The organism is Dellaglioa sp. CoH-57-MRSF-20 (assembly GCF_056781955.1).
In genome coordinates, this window is sequence record NZ_JBXAXV010000001.1 from 193,507 (window position 1) to 209,114 (window position 15,608).

General features: G+C 33.2%; 10 protein-coding genes and 2 pseudogenes. All 12 read left to right on the forward strand.

Features of this window, described 5'->3' with window-relative positions:
• Positions 1–70: 70 nt before the first annotated feature.
• The 12 genes and pseudogenes from AC1RPN_RS00920 (at position 71) to AC1RPN_RS00975 (ending at position 15,598) form a co-directional block, all read left to right on the forward strand.
• Positions 71–1,258 (forward strand): iron-containing alcohol dehydrogenase, encoded by a 1,188-nt coding sequence (locus tag AC1RPN_RS00920; protein WP_481760993.1) that lies wholly within the window; start codon positions 71–73, stop codon positions 1,256–1,258.
• A gap of 127 nt (positions 1,259–1,385) precedes the next feature.
• Positions 1,386–2,234: a YitT family protein gene (locus tag AC1RPN_RS00925; protein ID WP_481760992.1), complete on the forward strand. Its 849-nt coding sequence runs from the start codon at positions 1,386–1,388 to the stop codon at positions 2,232–2,234.
• Between the two features lie 11 nt (positions 2,235–2,245).
• Entirely contained in the window at positions 2,246–2,731 is a 486-nt protein-coding gene (locus tag AC1RPN_RS00930; RefSeq protein WP_481760991.1) for a methylated-DNA--[protein]-cysteine S-methyltransferase, read from the forward strand.
• A 456-nt stretch (positions 2,732–3,187) separates the two neighbouring features.
• Positions 3,188–4,057: a methylenetetrahydrofolate reductase gene (locus AC1RPN_RS00935; protein WP_481762168.1), complete on the forward strand. Its 870-nt coding sequence runs from the start codon at positions 3,188–3,190 to the stop codon at positions 4,055–4,057.
• Between the two features lie 709 nt (positions 4,058–4,766).
• Positions 4,767–5,108 (forward strand): annotated as a pseudogene (locus tag AC1RPN_RS00940) (helix-turn-helix domain-containing protein); the annotation flags it as partial.
• Positions 5,109–5,126: 18 nt separating this feature from the next.
• Positions 5,127–6,146, forward strand: a complete 1,020-nt coding sequence (locus AC1RPN_RS00945; RefSeq protein WP_481761150.1) for a hypothetical protein — start codon at positions 5,127–5,129, stop codon at positions 6,144–6,146.
• Positions 6,146–7,519 (forward strand): FAD-dependent oxidoreductase, encoded by a 1,374-nt coding sequence (locus AC1RPN_RS00950; RefSeq protein ID WP_481760989.1) that lies wholly within the window; start codon positions 6,146–6,148, stop codon positions 7,517–7,519. Before AC1RPN_RS00945 ends, AC1RPN_RS00950 begins: the two co-directional genes overlap by 1 nt.
• Before the next feature lie 343 nt (positions 7,520–7,862).
• Positions 7,863–9,845: an N-acetylglucosamine-specific PTS transporter subunit IIBC gene (gene nagE / locus AC1RPN_RS00955; RefSeq protein ID WP_481760988.1), complete on the forward strand. Its 1,983-nt coding sequence runs from the start codon at positions 7,863–7,865 to the stop codon at positions 9,843–9,845.
• A 172-nt stretch (positions 9,846–10,017) separates the two neighbouring features.
• A complete protein-coding gene (locus tag AC1RPN_RS00960; protein WP_481760987.1) occupies positions 10,018–11,937 on the forward strand; it encodes a fructose-1,6-bisphosphatase in 1,920 nt (639 codons plus the stop codon).
• A gap of 157 nt (positions 11,938–12,094) precedes the next feature.
• Positions 12,095–14,815 (forward strand): annotated as a pseudogene (locus AC1RPN_RS00965) (sigma-54-dependent transcriptional regulator).
• A 131-nt stretch (positions 14,816–14,946) separates the two neighbouring features.
• Positions 14,947–15,258 (forward strand): PTS sugar transporter subunit IIB, encoded by a 312-nt coding sequence (locus AC1RPN_RS00970; protein WP_409021738.1) that lies wholly within the window; start codon positions 14,947–14,949, stop codon positions 15,256–15,258.
• A 22-nt stretch (positions 15,259–15,280) separates the two neighbouring features.
• Positions 15,281–15,598 carry a PTS lactose/cellobiose transporter subunit IIA gene (locus AC1RPN_RS00975; RefSeq protein WP_481760986.1) on the forward strand — a complete coding sequence of 106 codons (318 nt, stop codon included), beginning with the start codon at positions 15,281–15,283 and terminating at the stop codon, positions 15,596–15,598.
• The last annotated feature ends 10 nt before the right edge of the window (positions 15,599–15,608 follow it).

The following is a 15,608-nucleotide window of genomic DNA, read 5'->3' on the forward strand; positions in this document are numbered from 1 at the left end:
GGGTTATAATGTAGTTGTTCATTTGAAATAACTTTGACTATAACTTCAAAATACAAAGGAGATTATATTTATGAAAGATTTTCAATTTAAAAATACAACTGATATTCGATTTGGTTCAGATCGTATCGAAACAGAATTACATGATGCGGTTGCACAATTTGGTCCCAATGTATTATTAACATATGGTGGTGGATCAATTAAACGTTCAGGTTTATATGACAAAGTAAAGAAAATTTTGAGTGATTTAAATGTTGTTGAATTAGCAGGAATCGAACCAAACCCTAAAGTGGGTTCAGTTCGTGAAGGTCAAAAGTTAGCTAAAGAAAATAAAATTGATGTTATTTTAGCTGTCGGTGGTGGTTCTGTTGTTGATGCTTCAAAAATGATTGCTTCAGCAGCATTTTATGAAGGAGATCCTTGGGATTTATCATTAGACCCCTCAAAACGTTTCAAAATTGATCAATTACCTTTTGTCGATATTTTAACGTTAGCAGCTACTGGTACTGAAATGAATGCTGGATCAGTTATCTCAAATCCAGAAACAAATGAAAAAATAGGTAGTTTTGGTCCCAAAACACCAGCTGTTTCATTCTTGGATCCAGCATTAACAATGAGTGTTTCAAAATGGCAGACTGCTGCTGGTTCAATTGATATTTTCTCTCATTTGACAGAGCAATACTTTGATAAAGAAAAAAATAATGATGTTTCTGACGGTATGATTGAAGGTATCATGCGAACAGTTATTAAATGGGCACCAATTGCAGTTGCGGAACCTGATAACTATGATGCTCGTGCTAATTTAATGTGGTCATCAACAATGGCATTAAATGGTATTATGCGATTAGGTTATCAAGATGGCTGGACATCCCATTCTATTGAACATGAGTTATCAGCGTACTACGATATTACTCATGGTGTTGGGCTAGGTATTATAACACCTCGTTGGATGAAATTCGTTTTATCTGCGGATACGGTTTCTAAGTTTGCTAAATTTGGTCGCAATGTTTGGCATATTCAAGATGATGATGACCAAGTCGTTGCTGATAAAGCTATTCAATCAGTTTATGACTGGGTTAAATCGTTAGGTGTACCAACAACGTTACCCGGTGTTGACATCAATGAAGAAACAAACTTTAAAGTAATGGCTGAATCAGCTGTTAGAGTTGGAAAATTAGATAGTGCTGTTTATGTTGATATGTCAGTAAATGATGTTATTGATTTATACAAAGCTTCAATGACAACTGAAAGTTTCGAATAAAGTAGTAAAAGCATCTCTGTTTAGAGATGCTTTTTTTGTGCCATAAATCGAAAATTTGTTTTATGATATAAAATTCGGTATGCTAAATAGTAAGGGGTTACAAATTTAGAACAGAAAGAGGGCCTTTATGATAAATAGGATGAAACCACAAGTTATTCAATTTTTATTAATGTTAATTGGGTTAGAAATGATTGCAATAAGTATTAATTTTTTCTACGCACCACAAGAAGTTGCGGTTGGTGGTGCAACTGGTATTGCAATCCTTTTAGAAACAGCTTTTAATTGGAACGTTTCGATTGTATTATTGAGCATTAACATGGCGCTATTGATCTTGGCTTATTTTATGTTAGAGCGTTCAACGACTAAAAAAATTATGATTGGTAGTTTTGTATTACCGTTATTTTTAGCGATTACGCCTCAAATAAATATTGTCGAGGATAGATTATTAGCTGTTATTGTCGGTGGCGCAGTTTTTGCGGTGGGAATATCAATTCTCTATCGAATTGATGCATCCAGTGGTGGAACAACGGTTCCACCACTAATAATCAAAAAATATTTCAATATTAAACCTGCAACCAGTCTATTAATAATTGATGGTATTGTGTGTTTTTTCAATATATTTGTCTCGGGTTCTGAAGCATTTATTTTAGCGATTTTTTCTTTAATAATCACGTATTTAATTATGAATTATATTGAAACGGGATTGGACCGTAAAAAAGTTTTATATGTGATGAGTACAGAAGAGGGATTAAAAAAATTAAAAGAAGATATTAATACAACTATAGATAGAGGTCTAACAATCTTTGATGCTAAAGGTGGTTATTCAGGTGAAAGCAAAGAAATGTTGATGATTATTGTTGAAAATCAAAATTATCAACAAATGTTAAATAAGGTGCATACGATTGATCCAAATGCATTTATCATCGTATATAATATCGCAGAAGTTCATGGCGCAAATTTGTCTGGGATTGAATAGGAGATTTTGACATGTACTTAATGAATTGGTTTAATGGCACGGATTATTTTTGGCTAGGGATGACTGATAAAGGATTGAGTTTTGTTGGGTCGCCTAATGGGTTAAGAAGTGAAATTGAAATATTTTATCCAAGAACTAAATTCGAAGAGAATGACAAGATTTTTAAAAGTATAATTGAAGAACTACAAGCCTATTTTGACCATGAAATTCAAAAATTTACGATCCCCGTTGATTTTAATTTGAGTGGGACGATGCTGCAAAAAGAAATTTGGGGACAACTTCAACTTATTCCATACGGTGAAACGAGAACGTATTCTGAGTTAGCTTTAGAAGTTGATTATCCTAAAGCAATTCGCGCTGTTGCTAGTGCAGTTGGTCGTAATCCTATATTAATTGTAATACCTTGTCATCGTATTTTAAGAAAAGATGGCAGCTTAGGGGGTTATCGCGGTGGGATTAATATGAAAAAGCAACTACTAGAAATAGAACGCAAATAAAAAACCGACATTACAAGGGGAGGCAATGTCGGAAAAGGGTAAGGGTGATTAACTTCGGGGAAAGTTGATCATCTTATTTAATTTATTCGGGGAAATAAATTAAAATTAAAAGTTATTAATTAAGGTATGAAGTTATTCTAACAAGTAAATGTGAAGAAAATATGACGTTAAAAAGAAAAACTATAAATGTAAAAAAAACACCACTACTTTTAAAAGTAGTGGTGAGAAAATACTAATCTATTCGAGACTCTGGGGGGAGTAGGTTAGATCTAGATGAAAAATTAAACTAAAATATAATCGTATTTTTTTATAGTAGAATTAAGTTACACACAAAGTATCTTGTGTGTATATTTATAGTATACGGCTTTATTTATTAAAACATAGGCATGTGACAGTTTTGTTAGTTTACAATTAACATTGTAAGGTGATATGAAATTTGATTTGGAGGAAGGTATTTTGAATTTTATAGAGAAAGTGAAAATGACCAAAACGGTTTTAGTTGAGTGGAATACGCCAAGCACGCTTAATCTGGATAATTTTTTTAAAGGTGCTAGCGCACTAATGAAATTAGATATTGACGCATTATCAATTACGGATAATCCTTTAGGGATGCCCCGCGTTTCAAATATATTATTGGGATATAAACTTAGTGAAAAACAGATTCCAGTAATCCTACATTTAACAACACGGGATTACAACTTAGTCGGATTAGAATCTAAATTAATGGGATTAAGTGCTGTTGGTTTAAATAATTTAATGATTATTAAAGGGAATCCTACAAAAATACAAGGTGCCACAAATGTCTATGATTTAACATCGCAACAATTAATTACAACAATTAAAAAAATGAATCAAGGAATATCGCCATCTAATCGTGAATTAAATAGTAAATCACAATTTAAAGTTGGTGGGGCATTTAATATTAATGCGATAAATTTAGATTTTGAATTTGAAGATATTAATCGAAAAATTCATTCAGGAGTAGATTATATTATCACGCAACCGGTATTTGATATGACAAATGTTCAGCGATTAAAAGATTGGATCACCATTAATGAAGTGGCTATACCTATTTTTATCAGTGTAATGCCGATACTTTCATTTGAGCGTGCTCAATTTATTCAAGATAACGTTCAGGGTATTGAACTACCAAATAAGTTTATGGCAGAATTGAAACAAGCGGCGTTGCAAAATGATGAACGTAAGGTCGGTATTGCAGCTTCGCAAAATTTAATTGAATCGTTATCAAACCTTTTTAATGGTGTTCATATAGTGACGCCAGGTTCAGACTATCAAGCAATCATTGAAATTATGCAAGGCCAATAAAAAAAATCCACTACCTGGGAGAGGTAATGGATTAAAAGGAGTAGGGATAATTAATATTCGGGAAGAAATTAATTATCATTTTAATTTGTTTGGGAGAACAAATTAAAGTTAAAAGTTATTTAATTAAGGTATGTTTATATAATAACAAGTAATTATGAAGAAAGTGTGACGAAATTATGTTAAATAAAAGAGAATAAAGAAGTTAGGTATATTTAGCGTATAAGCATTGATAAAGTTAGGTTTTGAAAGAGTAAATACTTATTTTTAGGCAAAAAAAAACGACATCGTAACATAAGTTACAGTGTCGAAAAGGGTAAAACAGTCAAAATCAATTGGGGGATTGATTTTGGTATTCAGTCCTTGGGGGAGGTACTGAATAAGTTTTATTGATTAGGTTACTCATTTAATATAACAAGTATATACCGAAAATGCAAGGGGTAAATTAAATAAAATTAAAAATAAAATTATTAATACCAATTTATCACTTTTCGCGGTAACATATTAATAGAATTAAATTAAATTGGCCTTTTTAATCGTATTGGGTAAGTGGTCAAGTGAAGCTGGGGATTTTTTTATGTATATGGAAGATTTTTTAGATGGGCAGGAAAGAACTTTTAACCAAATACTAGAACTATTACAAACACATGGTGGTTATTTAAGTAAGAAAAAATTAATGGAATTACTCCAAATATCTGGTAATTCTTTACGAATGTACCTAAAAAATATTGAAATAACGCTTGAGGAAGCTACCGCTTCAGGTCATGTTCATTTTGAAGTGAGCGCTAATAACGTTGAATTTGAAGTAGATGGTACGACAAATTTATCGAATATTAGTACTGATTTTTTAAGAGAATCGTATAAATACAAAATAATAATGTATTTGTATGCGAATGAAACATTGAATTTAATTGATCTTGAGAACGAATTACATATCAGTGGGTCGTCAATAACAAGGTGAATTAAAGAATTAAATGAAACGTTAGCAGGATTTGATCTAAAAATTAAAAATCGACGATTAGTTGGGACTAAAATTCAACTGAATTATTTTTATTACCTTTTTTTCATTAGGGTGGTTCCATTCACTGATCGCGAAGAACTCTTATCTAGAAATGAGACGATTAACGATTACGTTAATGTTTTAGATGAACAATATGACTTAGGATGGAAAGACGACGAGAAACTTAGAGTTTTTCTATGGCTTAAAATTTATATTCGAATTAATTCATATAAAGAGCAACATGTTCAGACATTAACGCCTATTTCTCGTGAATTAATCAAAAATAATCTCGCATACAGTAAAGTTAAATTAAGTCTTTTTAGATTTTTAAAAAAATATTCACTTTCCTTTTCTGAAGAAGATGCTGTTGGGTTCTATTACTTTTTAATTGGATTTGATTTAATTAAAAACGATTCTGAATTATATGTTCAAATTAAAGATGACGATATTGATAAAAAAACACCCATCAATAGTGCAATTAGTCTTTTTTGGAGTGATATTGAGAAATATACTTACTTCAAACGGGATTCAAAAATTTCTTATAATTTATTTAATTCATACAGCAAATTAGCCATATTTAAAGGTGAAAGTTTTAGTTATAATCGAACAATTATGGAATTTAATCGTAAATCATTAGAACGAGAAGACTTTTCGCAGATCATTCAAAAATTATTGACGGCGTATCAATCTGTTACACAGTTCGATGGCTTAAATTCGCCAGATGATTTATATTATCTACAAAATCAGTATTTATATATCTTGAATATTTTAAACTTCGAGTTTGATGACGTTTTAAAAATTGGCTTATTAATTAATCGTGATCCAATTATGGAAAAACTAACCGTAATCATTATGGAACGTGTTTTAAGCAGCGTTTTAAACGCTCAAGTAGAAATTTATCAAGAAGGTAAAGAATATGATTTAATTGTGACAAATAGGATGGGTGTTAACCAAGATCAATTTAATTCACCATTATATGTGATGTCAGAAATTGGTGTTAGTTCAGATCAAGTTATTACTGATGTCGTAAATGAAATTTTAGAAATTGATAAGGTTAGAAAAATTAACACGCAAAGCTTGGAGGAAAAATAATGAAGTATGTCATTATCGGCGGAACGCACGCAGGGATAGCTGCCGCTAGAACAATTTCAAAATCAGATCCAAATGCCGAAGTAATTATTATGGAAATGAAAGATAGCGTTAGCTATATCTCATCTGGAATTAATTTGTTATTTGATGGGGTTATTGATAACTTAGAAGAAGCGAGTTATGCGACACCTGCTGCGTTAGAGTCTGAAGGTATTAAATTGATGCTTGGTACTGAAGTGTTGCACGTTAGTACGGAGGATAAACGTTTATACTTTGTTAATGCAGATAAACAATACAGTTACAGCAACTATGACAAATTAATTTTAGCTAATGGGTCTAAGGTTGTTAAACCACATATTAAAGGGATAGATAATGAAAATGTTGTTTTTTATAAAAATTTAGAAGAATCAAAAAAGGCTATGGAACAGTTGTGCCCAACTAATAGGCGTATTTTAATTGTTGGTGCAGGATTAGTGGGGCTTGCATTAGCTAGCTCAATTTATGAGGGACGTAAAGGCGAAAAAGTTGATGTTACAGTAGTTGAAGCTATGGGAGGTGTTTTGACACGGTACGTAGATCAAGAAATTGGTAATCGGATAATTGATGATTTAAGAGAAAAAGGGATAAAGATTGTATTAAAAAATGATGTTCATGCTATTAATGTGGATGAGAATAACAAAATAGTTAGCGTTTCGACAACTGACCAAGAAATCGCCTGTGATTTAGTCGTTTTTTCGGTTGGATTAAAACCTAACAATGATTTTTTGAGAGACGCTGTTGAACTTAATCAAAATAATACCATTAAAATCAATGATTACATGCAGACAAGTGATAAAGACATCTATGCAGCAGGTGATAATGCCGGATTTAAACAAACTGTCAGCCAACGTCGAGAGTATCAACCTCTTGTTAATAACGCTATTAAAGGTGCAATTGTGGCGGCGTATAACTGTACGGGTCTATTTAGTCCTGTTAAAGTTGAAACGACGCAAGGAACAGCGGGGATGAACTTATTCGGTCATTATTTAGCAACGACAGGTGTCACTGAAGAAAACGCACCATATATCGGATTGGATGTTCTATCCAATACAATTGAAAATAAGATTCAATATGATTACGTTAAAAATGGTTCCAAAATACTTATAAAAGTTGTGTACAGGAAAGATACTGAAGTCATTGTTGGTGCACAAATTTATTCGAAACATGATATTTTAGATATGATTAATATCATGTCAGTAGCTATTAATATGCAAATGACGATGGCTAAATTATCATCAATGGATTTTTATTTTAATCCTGAATACAATAAAGCGTTAAATACTTTAAATGAAGTTGCCCTTACGAGAAGGACAAAAGACCGTCATATCAGTAAATAAGCTGTAAATGTCAAAATTTGCGAGTTAACCCTCAAATATTAATATTTTTTATGGGGAATTACATGGCATAATAAGTCTTGTAAATAAATGATTCAAAGAGTTTATTGATTAGGACACAGAATATCGAAGAGAAAATTTAGTGTGGGGACGCTTGTTTTCTAAAAAGTTGGTTGCTTAATATAATTAAGCAACTTTTTTTTTGTCTAAAAAATAAAATTGGTATAGATGTTTAATTTATTTTCTAAAGCCTTGTATACACGTTTTTCACTTGATTTGTATTTGATTTGAATTTTTTTGGTCTAACCTGTATGATAGTTTTTATAAGAAAAAAAGGGGATAAAAAATGAAAAGTTATTTACAGAGAATGGGACGTTCGTTAATGTTGCCTATCGCAGTACTACCGGCAGCAGCATTACTGGTTGGAATTGGAACTTGGTTGCCACAAGATTGGTTTGCGGCGGCATTTATGCAGGCCGGCGGAAACGCAATTCTAGGTAATCTAGCATTATTATTTGCTGCTGGTTTAGCTTTAGGAATGTCGACTAACAAGGATGGCGCAGCTGCGTTAGCTGGTGTTGTTGCATTTGAAATTCCAGTTAAAATGTTGGAACCGACTTCGGTTGCGGCTTTATTAGGAGTAAAAGTAACAGATGTTGATCCTGCATTTAGTTCTATCAGTAGTAATGTGTTTATTGGGATTATTGCCGGATTAATTGCGGCAGCAATGTATAATCGTTTCCATAGTGTGAAGTTACCAATGGCTATTTCATTCTTTAGTGGGAAACGATTAGTACCCATTATGTCAGCATTGGTAATGATTTTTGTTACCTTAGCTTTATTATTTGCATGGCCAGTTGTTTATGCTTGGTTAGTTGCATTTGGTAAGTTTATGGTTGGACTTGGATGGGTTGGAGCTGGTTTATACGGATTCTTCAACCGGCTTTTAATTCCAACCGGATTACATCAAGCGTTGAATTCAGTATTTTGGTTCGACGTTGCTAAAATTAATGATATCGGGAACTTTTGGAGTAATACAGGAATTAAAGGAACTACAGGTATGTACATGGCAGGATTTTTCCCAATCATGATGTTTGGGCTACCAGCTGGTGCGTATGCCATTTATCGAAATGCTTTACCTGAACGTAAAAAAGAAGTTGGCTCATTGATGCTAGCTGGTGCATTTGCATCATTTTTCACAGGCGTGAGTGAACCTTTAGAATTTTCATTTATGTTCGTTGCATGGCCTTTATACGTCATTCATGCGGCATTAACCGGGTTATCTTTAGCTTTTGCCGCATTTATGCACTGGACAGCTGGATTTACATTTAGTGCGGGCTTAGTTGATTACGTCTTGAGTATACGTGTACCAATGGCTAATATGCCACTAATGCTGTTGGTACAAGGTGTTGTGATGGCAATTATTTATTACACACTATTCAATTTTGCCATTAAGAAATTTAACTTAATGACACCAGGTCGCGAACCAATTACTGAAGATATTCAACTATCGCCTGAATTAGGGGATGACAAATATGCACGACAAGCTCAAATTGTTTACGCTGCTATTGGTGGTAAAGATAATTTAACAGTCGTTGATAATTGTACAACCCGTCTTCGTCTACAAGTTAAAGATACAAGCCATATTAATGAAGATGCACTTAAAGCATCAGGTGCTGCTGGGTTTAAAGTTATCGATAAAACAAATATTCAAGTCGTTATTGGAACTGAAGTTCAATTTGTTGCTGACGAGCTTGGTAAGTTATATGAGTCAAAGGCTGATTCTATTTCATTAAGTAATGAAAAGTTACAGGCTGAGACGGATAAATCAAGCGCTACAGCTAATCATAATGATTCAACGGTTATTGGTAGTGAAACGTTTTATACGGTTGCAGAGGGCGAATTAATGTCTATTTCGGATGTTAAAGATGCTACCTTTGCTGAAAAAATGTTGGGTGATGGTTATGCAGTCGAACCAGCTAATGGCGAAATTTATACACCGGTTGCTGGTAAAGTAGCAAGTATCTTTCCAACGAAACATGCAATTAGTATCACGACTGAAACGGGATTAGAAGTCCTATTACACATGGGAATTGATACCGTTCAATTAGAAGGTAAACCTTTTGAAGTGACTATTTCTGAAGGCGAAACTCTTAAACCAGGTGACTTAGTTGCGCGAGTTGATTTAAACGCAATTAAAGCTGCTGGTAAGGAAACAACGATGATGGTCGTTTTAACGAATATGGATAAAGTGTCTAATATAACGTTTGATCATTTGAATGAGACAGTTAAAGCCAATGAAGTTTCGGCAATTGTTCAAACTAAATAAGAATAAATGAAGCAGGCCAAAACTTTTGGTCTGCTTTTTTGGTATAGGTAGCTGGTTTATAAAAAAGCTTATATATAATAATATGACTCATTTAATAAGTTGTAATTGGTATTGGCAAACCGGCATGGTATAGTGACTGTAAGCGCATCATAAAATGAAGGAGGCCATTTAAATGAATCCCTATTATTTAACGTTATTGGAAAAAAGATTTCCGACTAAACAAAGTATTGTCACTGAAATTATTAATTTAGAGGCCATTCTTAATCTACCCAAAGGAACGGAGCATTTTGTTAGTGATGTTCACGGTGAATATAACGCATTTCAACATGTTTTAAGAAATGGTTCAGGAAATGTTAAACAAAAAATTCAAGAAATTTTTGAAGGCCGTTTGACTGAAGAGAGTATACAGGACTTTGCAATCTTAATTTATTATCCAGAAGAAAAACTAATTGCTAAAAAACAACAATTCACTTCACAACCTGAATTGGAGCAGTGGTATTTAGATACCATTGCCAGAATGATAGAGTTGTTACAAAAGACAGCAACAAAATATTCCCGTTCGAAGGTACGAAAGGCACTATCACCTGATTTTATGTATATAACAGAGGAATTATTATATAGTAATTCCAATGAACTTGATCAAAAAGATTATTATAATCGTATAATAGAAAATTTAATTAAATTAAATCAAGCAGAAGCATTTTTAACGGCTACAGCGTATACGATTCAAAGGTTAATCGTTGACCATTTACACGTAATTGGGGATATTTTTGATCGTGGTCCTGCGCCAGATAAAATTATGAAGACACTTCTTGATTATCATTCAGTTGACATTCAATGGGGAAATCATGATATTTTATGGTTAGGTGGTGCTGCTGGCTCGCCTTTATGTATCGCTAATTTATTGCGAATTTGTGCTAGATATAATAATTTAGCTATTGTTGAAGATGCATATGGGATTAATTTACGCCATTTAGCAACATTTGCCGATAAAACGTATCAAGATAATCCAGCATTTTCACCGAAAGTTAATTCAGCACAAGAAAAAATCAAAGAAGACGAACGACTTTTAATGACCAAAATACACCAGGCAATCGCTATTATTCAATTTAAATTAGAAGGACAGATTATTAAAAGACGTCCTGATTTTGATATGGCAAATCGTGCGATTTTAGAAAAGATTTGGAACAAAGGGTCAAAAATAGAAATCGATGGGAAACATTATTCACTACAAGATACTTGTTTTCAAACAGTTGATTGGGCAGATCCGTATAAATTAACAGATGATGAGTCAGAAATAATGGATAAATTAGTAGAATCATTTATCCATGCGACTAAATTACGAGAACATCTAGATTTTATGATGGCACGTGGTAGTATGTTTAAACGATATAATGGGAACTTGTTAGTTCACGGCTGTATTCCAGTTACACAAGAAGGTAAATTGGAGGGCTTTGAGCTAAAAGGGAAAGCATATGCAGGACCAGAATTATTAGCTTTTTTTGAAGATAATTTACGTAAAAGCTATGCTAAACCTAAAAAATCTACTGACCTTGAAACTGATTTACTTTGGTATTTATGGCAAGGACCCAAATCGCCTTTATTTGGGAAACATGCGATGAAAACTTTTGAACGTTACTTTATTAATGATGAAGAAGTTCAAGTTGAGATACCAAATGCGTATTACAAATTACGACATGATGAAGCATTTTGTCGTCATATATTAGAAGAATTCGGGCTTAATCCAGATAACGGTAAAATAATTAATGGGCATACACCAGTTAAGCGTGGGCACAAGCCGGTTATGGCCAATAAAAAGATGATTGTGATTGATGGTGGTTTCTCAAAAGCTTACCAATCAACTACTGGAATTGGTGGATATACGCTGCTCTCTAATTCATATGGCTTACAATTAGTTGCTCACCAACCCTTTACGTCTAAGTGGGATTCAATTGAAAATGGGACAGATATTATTTCAGTGAAACGAATTATTGATAGTGAAGTTAAAAGACAAACAATTGCTGAAACTGATATGGGAAAAGAACTTGCTAGTCGTGTTGTAGAATTAAAAAAATATTTACAGAGTAAATAAAAAATCTTACTGAAAAGTAAGATTTTTTATTTAGGTTATGATTTTCTGTGTAAAAGGAGAAAAGTAAGCCAGCAAATATTAGTGTGTAAATGTAAAAAAGATTGCGGTATACTAGTGGTAAGCGTTTTCTTTTAGCGTGTAAGGGAGTAGTGATAACTTGGGAGATCGAAAAAATGATATTTATAATCTTTTAAAAAATAAGGAAATAGCGATGGATGCGACACAGATTGCAGACGAGCTTAATTGCAATCGCGCAAATGTGAGTCGTTATTTGAATGATTTATATAAAAATGGTGACGTTACAAAAAGTGATGGGCGCCCTGTTCTCTATCAGTGGGCATCACTTGAAGAAAAAGAAACACGTCAAAAAGAAATTAATGATAAAAGTGTTAAAGAGATGAGTTTCAAAAAGTTAATCGGGTCTAATGATTCATTAAAGGTTATGATCCAACAAGCCGAAGCAGCCATTTTATATCCACCAAGAGGACTACACACAATTATTTTTGGTGAAACGGGAACGGGTAAATCTTTGTTTGCTGAATGTATGTATCAGTTTGCATTAGAATCAGAAATGGTGAAGGCTGATGCGCCTTTTATCCGGTTTAATTGTGCGGATTATGCGAATAATCCACAGTTACTTTTTGCGCATATATTTGGTGTTAAAAAAGGGGCCTACACAGGTGCTGATCAAGATAAAAAAGGATTAATGGATAAAGCTAACGGTGGTATTTTATTCTTAGATGAAATTCATCGATTACCTCCTGAGGGACAAGAAATGCTCTTTACCTTTATTGATAAGGGGTTTTATCGGCCTTTAGGAGAGTCTTCAATTACTAAAGAAGCGAGTGTACAGATTATTGGGGCAACGACTGAAACGTCAGAAAATTTTTTGAGCACATTTAATCGACGTATTCCAATGGCAATTACATTACCGCCTATCTCAAAACGAACAATTGATGAACGTTATGGGATAGTCATGAATTTTTTTGAACAAGAAGTCGGTAGATTGAGCCAAGATATTATTGTTGAGCGAGATGCGATGCTTGCATTAATGTTATACGAGCCTGAAGCAAATATTGGTCAAATTCAGAGGGATATTAAAGTTGTTTGTGCAAAGGCCTTCTTGTATTTTAGAACGCATGAAACGGCTTCGTTATATATCAGATTAAAAGACTTACCATTGAATGTTCAAAAAGGACGTTTGGAAGGTAAATCCAAATATAAAAAAATTGATGTCTTAATGGAACGTTTAGCGAAACGAACAAATGAAAAAAATACAAAAGTTGTGACTTTTAAAAATAGCGAAACGGTAGAAAAAAACGATCAAAAACCAACGGTTTATGAAACAATTGATAAAAAAGTGAGTGAAACTGATAAACAGAATTTTAAATCACTAAATCTTAAAACGTTAATCGATTCAGATGATAAAGGTTATTTTAAAGATTACATTGAACAATTATCGGGTGAAGGCGTTCGAAAAGAGTTACTACCAGATGATATTTGGACGGTTACCAATGAAGTTTATGACTTAGCCCAGAATAAATTAGGGCAAAAATATAATGAAAATGCACGATTTGCATTTGGATTACACCTTGTTAGTGCTATTGAAAGAATCAGGAAAAATGTCGCAATTATTCATCCTGATTTAAATAATTTACGACAAAAAAATCCAAAAGCCTTTCGTGTTGCACTGGAAATGGCAGATAAAATTGAACATGAATTTGATATTGAAATTCCATTAGATGAAATTGGATTTATTACAATGTTTTTGAGCTCTGATTTAAGTGTTAAGAAACAACAAAATGAAATTAAAGTCGGTATCATCGTGCTAATGCACGGGGCATCAACGGCTTCTTCTATGTTACAGACAGCACAAGAATTACTTGGTACAACAAAGGGAAAAGCAATTAATATGCCACTTGATGTAAATGTTTCGGAAATTTATGATCAAGTACGAGATTATGTACTGGATAGTCAGGAACAATTGAAAAAAGGGTTATTACTTTTAACTGACATGGGCTCTTTAACTAGTTTTGCATCAATGTTAGGTGAAGAAACAGGGATTAATATTCGAGCTGTTTCAATGACGAGTACGTTAGTTGTGCTTGAATCATTAAGAATTGCGATTGCCGGTCGTGAACTAGAAGATATTTACGCAAATGCACAACATATTTTTGAATCGTCTGTAAAAGAGCAGTTTTTCCATATGCATCCTAGGAAAAAAGCAGTTATCGTAGCTTGTTTTACCGGCGAAGGTGTCGCCGCAAGATTATATGATCGTATTATGCCAATTGTAAACGAAGACGAAGTTAAAGTAATTCGGATGCAATATTTAGAAAAAGATGCATTTAAAAAGCACATTAATACATTAATGCGCGATTATGATGTGAAGGCAATTGTTGGTACCGTCGAGGTTTCTTACCAAAGAGTGCCATTCTTTTCTGCTTTAGATATCTTTAATGATGAAACCTTACAAGTTTTGCAGCGGATGTTGTCTGATAACGACTTAACGCGAGAAACAATTAATGCATTGGAAGGTAGTATTAATTCAGTTAATTCTGTCCCAGATTTAATTCATACTATTCAAACCATGATTATTAAAATTTAATCAGATTTACAGATTGTTCTTGATCCAGAGATTATCGTAGGGATCATGATGCATCTAGCATTTCTAGTAGATTCAAGATTGAAAAATCAATCAATTAAACCGTTTAAGAATGTCCAAGAATTTTCAGCTGAGAATCATTTACAGATGGAAATAGTTAAAACGGCCCTGATTATTGTTGAAAAAATGTATAATATTAAGATTTCAGATGATGAAGTTGCCTATATTGTCCAAATTTTTATGGGTAATACGTTGAATAAAGTCAGTGTGTAATAGTGACTAGTAGTGTGCAAATAAAATAAAAGACCATCGAAAGCGCTTTCTTAAAGCCTTTTCGATGGTCTTTATTTTTGGCATGGAACTTGCGTATATAAGAGTATAAATAGAAAAAGGAGTGGCAAATTATGAAAACGATTATGTTAGTTTGTTCAGCGGGTATGAGTACAAGTTTATTGGTGTCAAAAATGCAAAAGGCTGCAGAAGCAGAGAACTATGATTCAGAAATCTTTGCAGTTGGTGCTTCAGAGGCAGATTCAATGCTTGAATCAAAACCAGTTGATATTTTAATGTTAGGCCCACAAGTTCGTTTTATGAAAGATGAATTTGAAAAAAAGGTTGCTGACAAAAATATTCCGGTAGAAGTTATCAATATGCAAGATTACGGCATGATGAATGGCGAAAAAGTTCTTGCAACAGCTAAAAGCTTAATTAAATAAAAAATAAAAGGGGTAATCAGATATGAACGAAAATGATGCACAAATGCAAACAATCATGGGGCTGATTGTTAATGGTGGAAACGCTAAAAGTGATTCTATGGAAGCAATTCACGCCGCTAAAAAAGGCGATTTTGAAACCGCAGCTGCTAAGTTAGCTGATGCTGACAAATCACTCATTGAAGCACATCATTCTCAAACAGCCATGTTAACGCAAGAAGCTTCAGGGGATCCGGTACCAGTTAGTTTATTAATGGTTCATGGACAAGATCATTTAATGAATGCGATTACATTTAGAGACTTAGCTGGTGAGGTAGTAGATCTATACAAAAAAATAGGATAAGTACTAAACT

Excerpts from the sequence above, each read along its gene's own strand:
- AC1RPN_RS00920 (WP_481760993.1), top strand. The coding sequence starts at position 71 with ATGAAAGATTTTCAATTTAAAAATACAACTGATATTCGATTTGGTTCA.
- AC1RPN_RS00925 (WP_481760992.1), top strand. The coding sequence starts at position 1,386 with ATGATAAATAGGATGAAACCACAAGTTATTCAATTTTTATTAATGTTA.
- AC1RPN_RS00930 (WP_481760991.1), top strand. The coding sequence starts at position 2,246 with ATGTACTTAATGAATTGGTTTAATGGCACGGATTATTTTTGGCTAGGG.
- AC1RPN_RS00950 (WP_481760989.1), top strand. The coding sequence starts at position 6,146 with ATGAAGTATGTCATTATCGGCGGAACGCACGCAGGGATAGCTGCCGCT.
- nagE (WP_481760988.1), top strand. The coding sequence starts at position 7,863 with ATGAAAAGTTATTTACAGAGAATGGGACGTTCGTTAATGTTGCCTATC.
- AC1RPN_RS00960 (WP_481760987.1), top strand. The coding sequence starts at position 10,018 with ATGAATCCCTATTATTTAACGTTATTGGAAAAAAGATTTCCGACTAAA.
- AC1RPN_RS00970 (WP_409021738.1), top strand. The coding sequence starts at position 14,947 with ATGAAAACGATTATGTTAGTTTGTTCAGCGGGTATGAGTACAAGTTTA.
- AC1RPN_RS00975 (WP_481760986.1), top strand. The coding sequence starts at position 15,281 with ATGAACGAAAATGATGCACAAATGCAAACAATCATGGGGCTGATTGTT.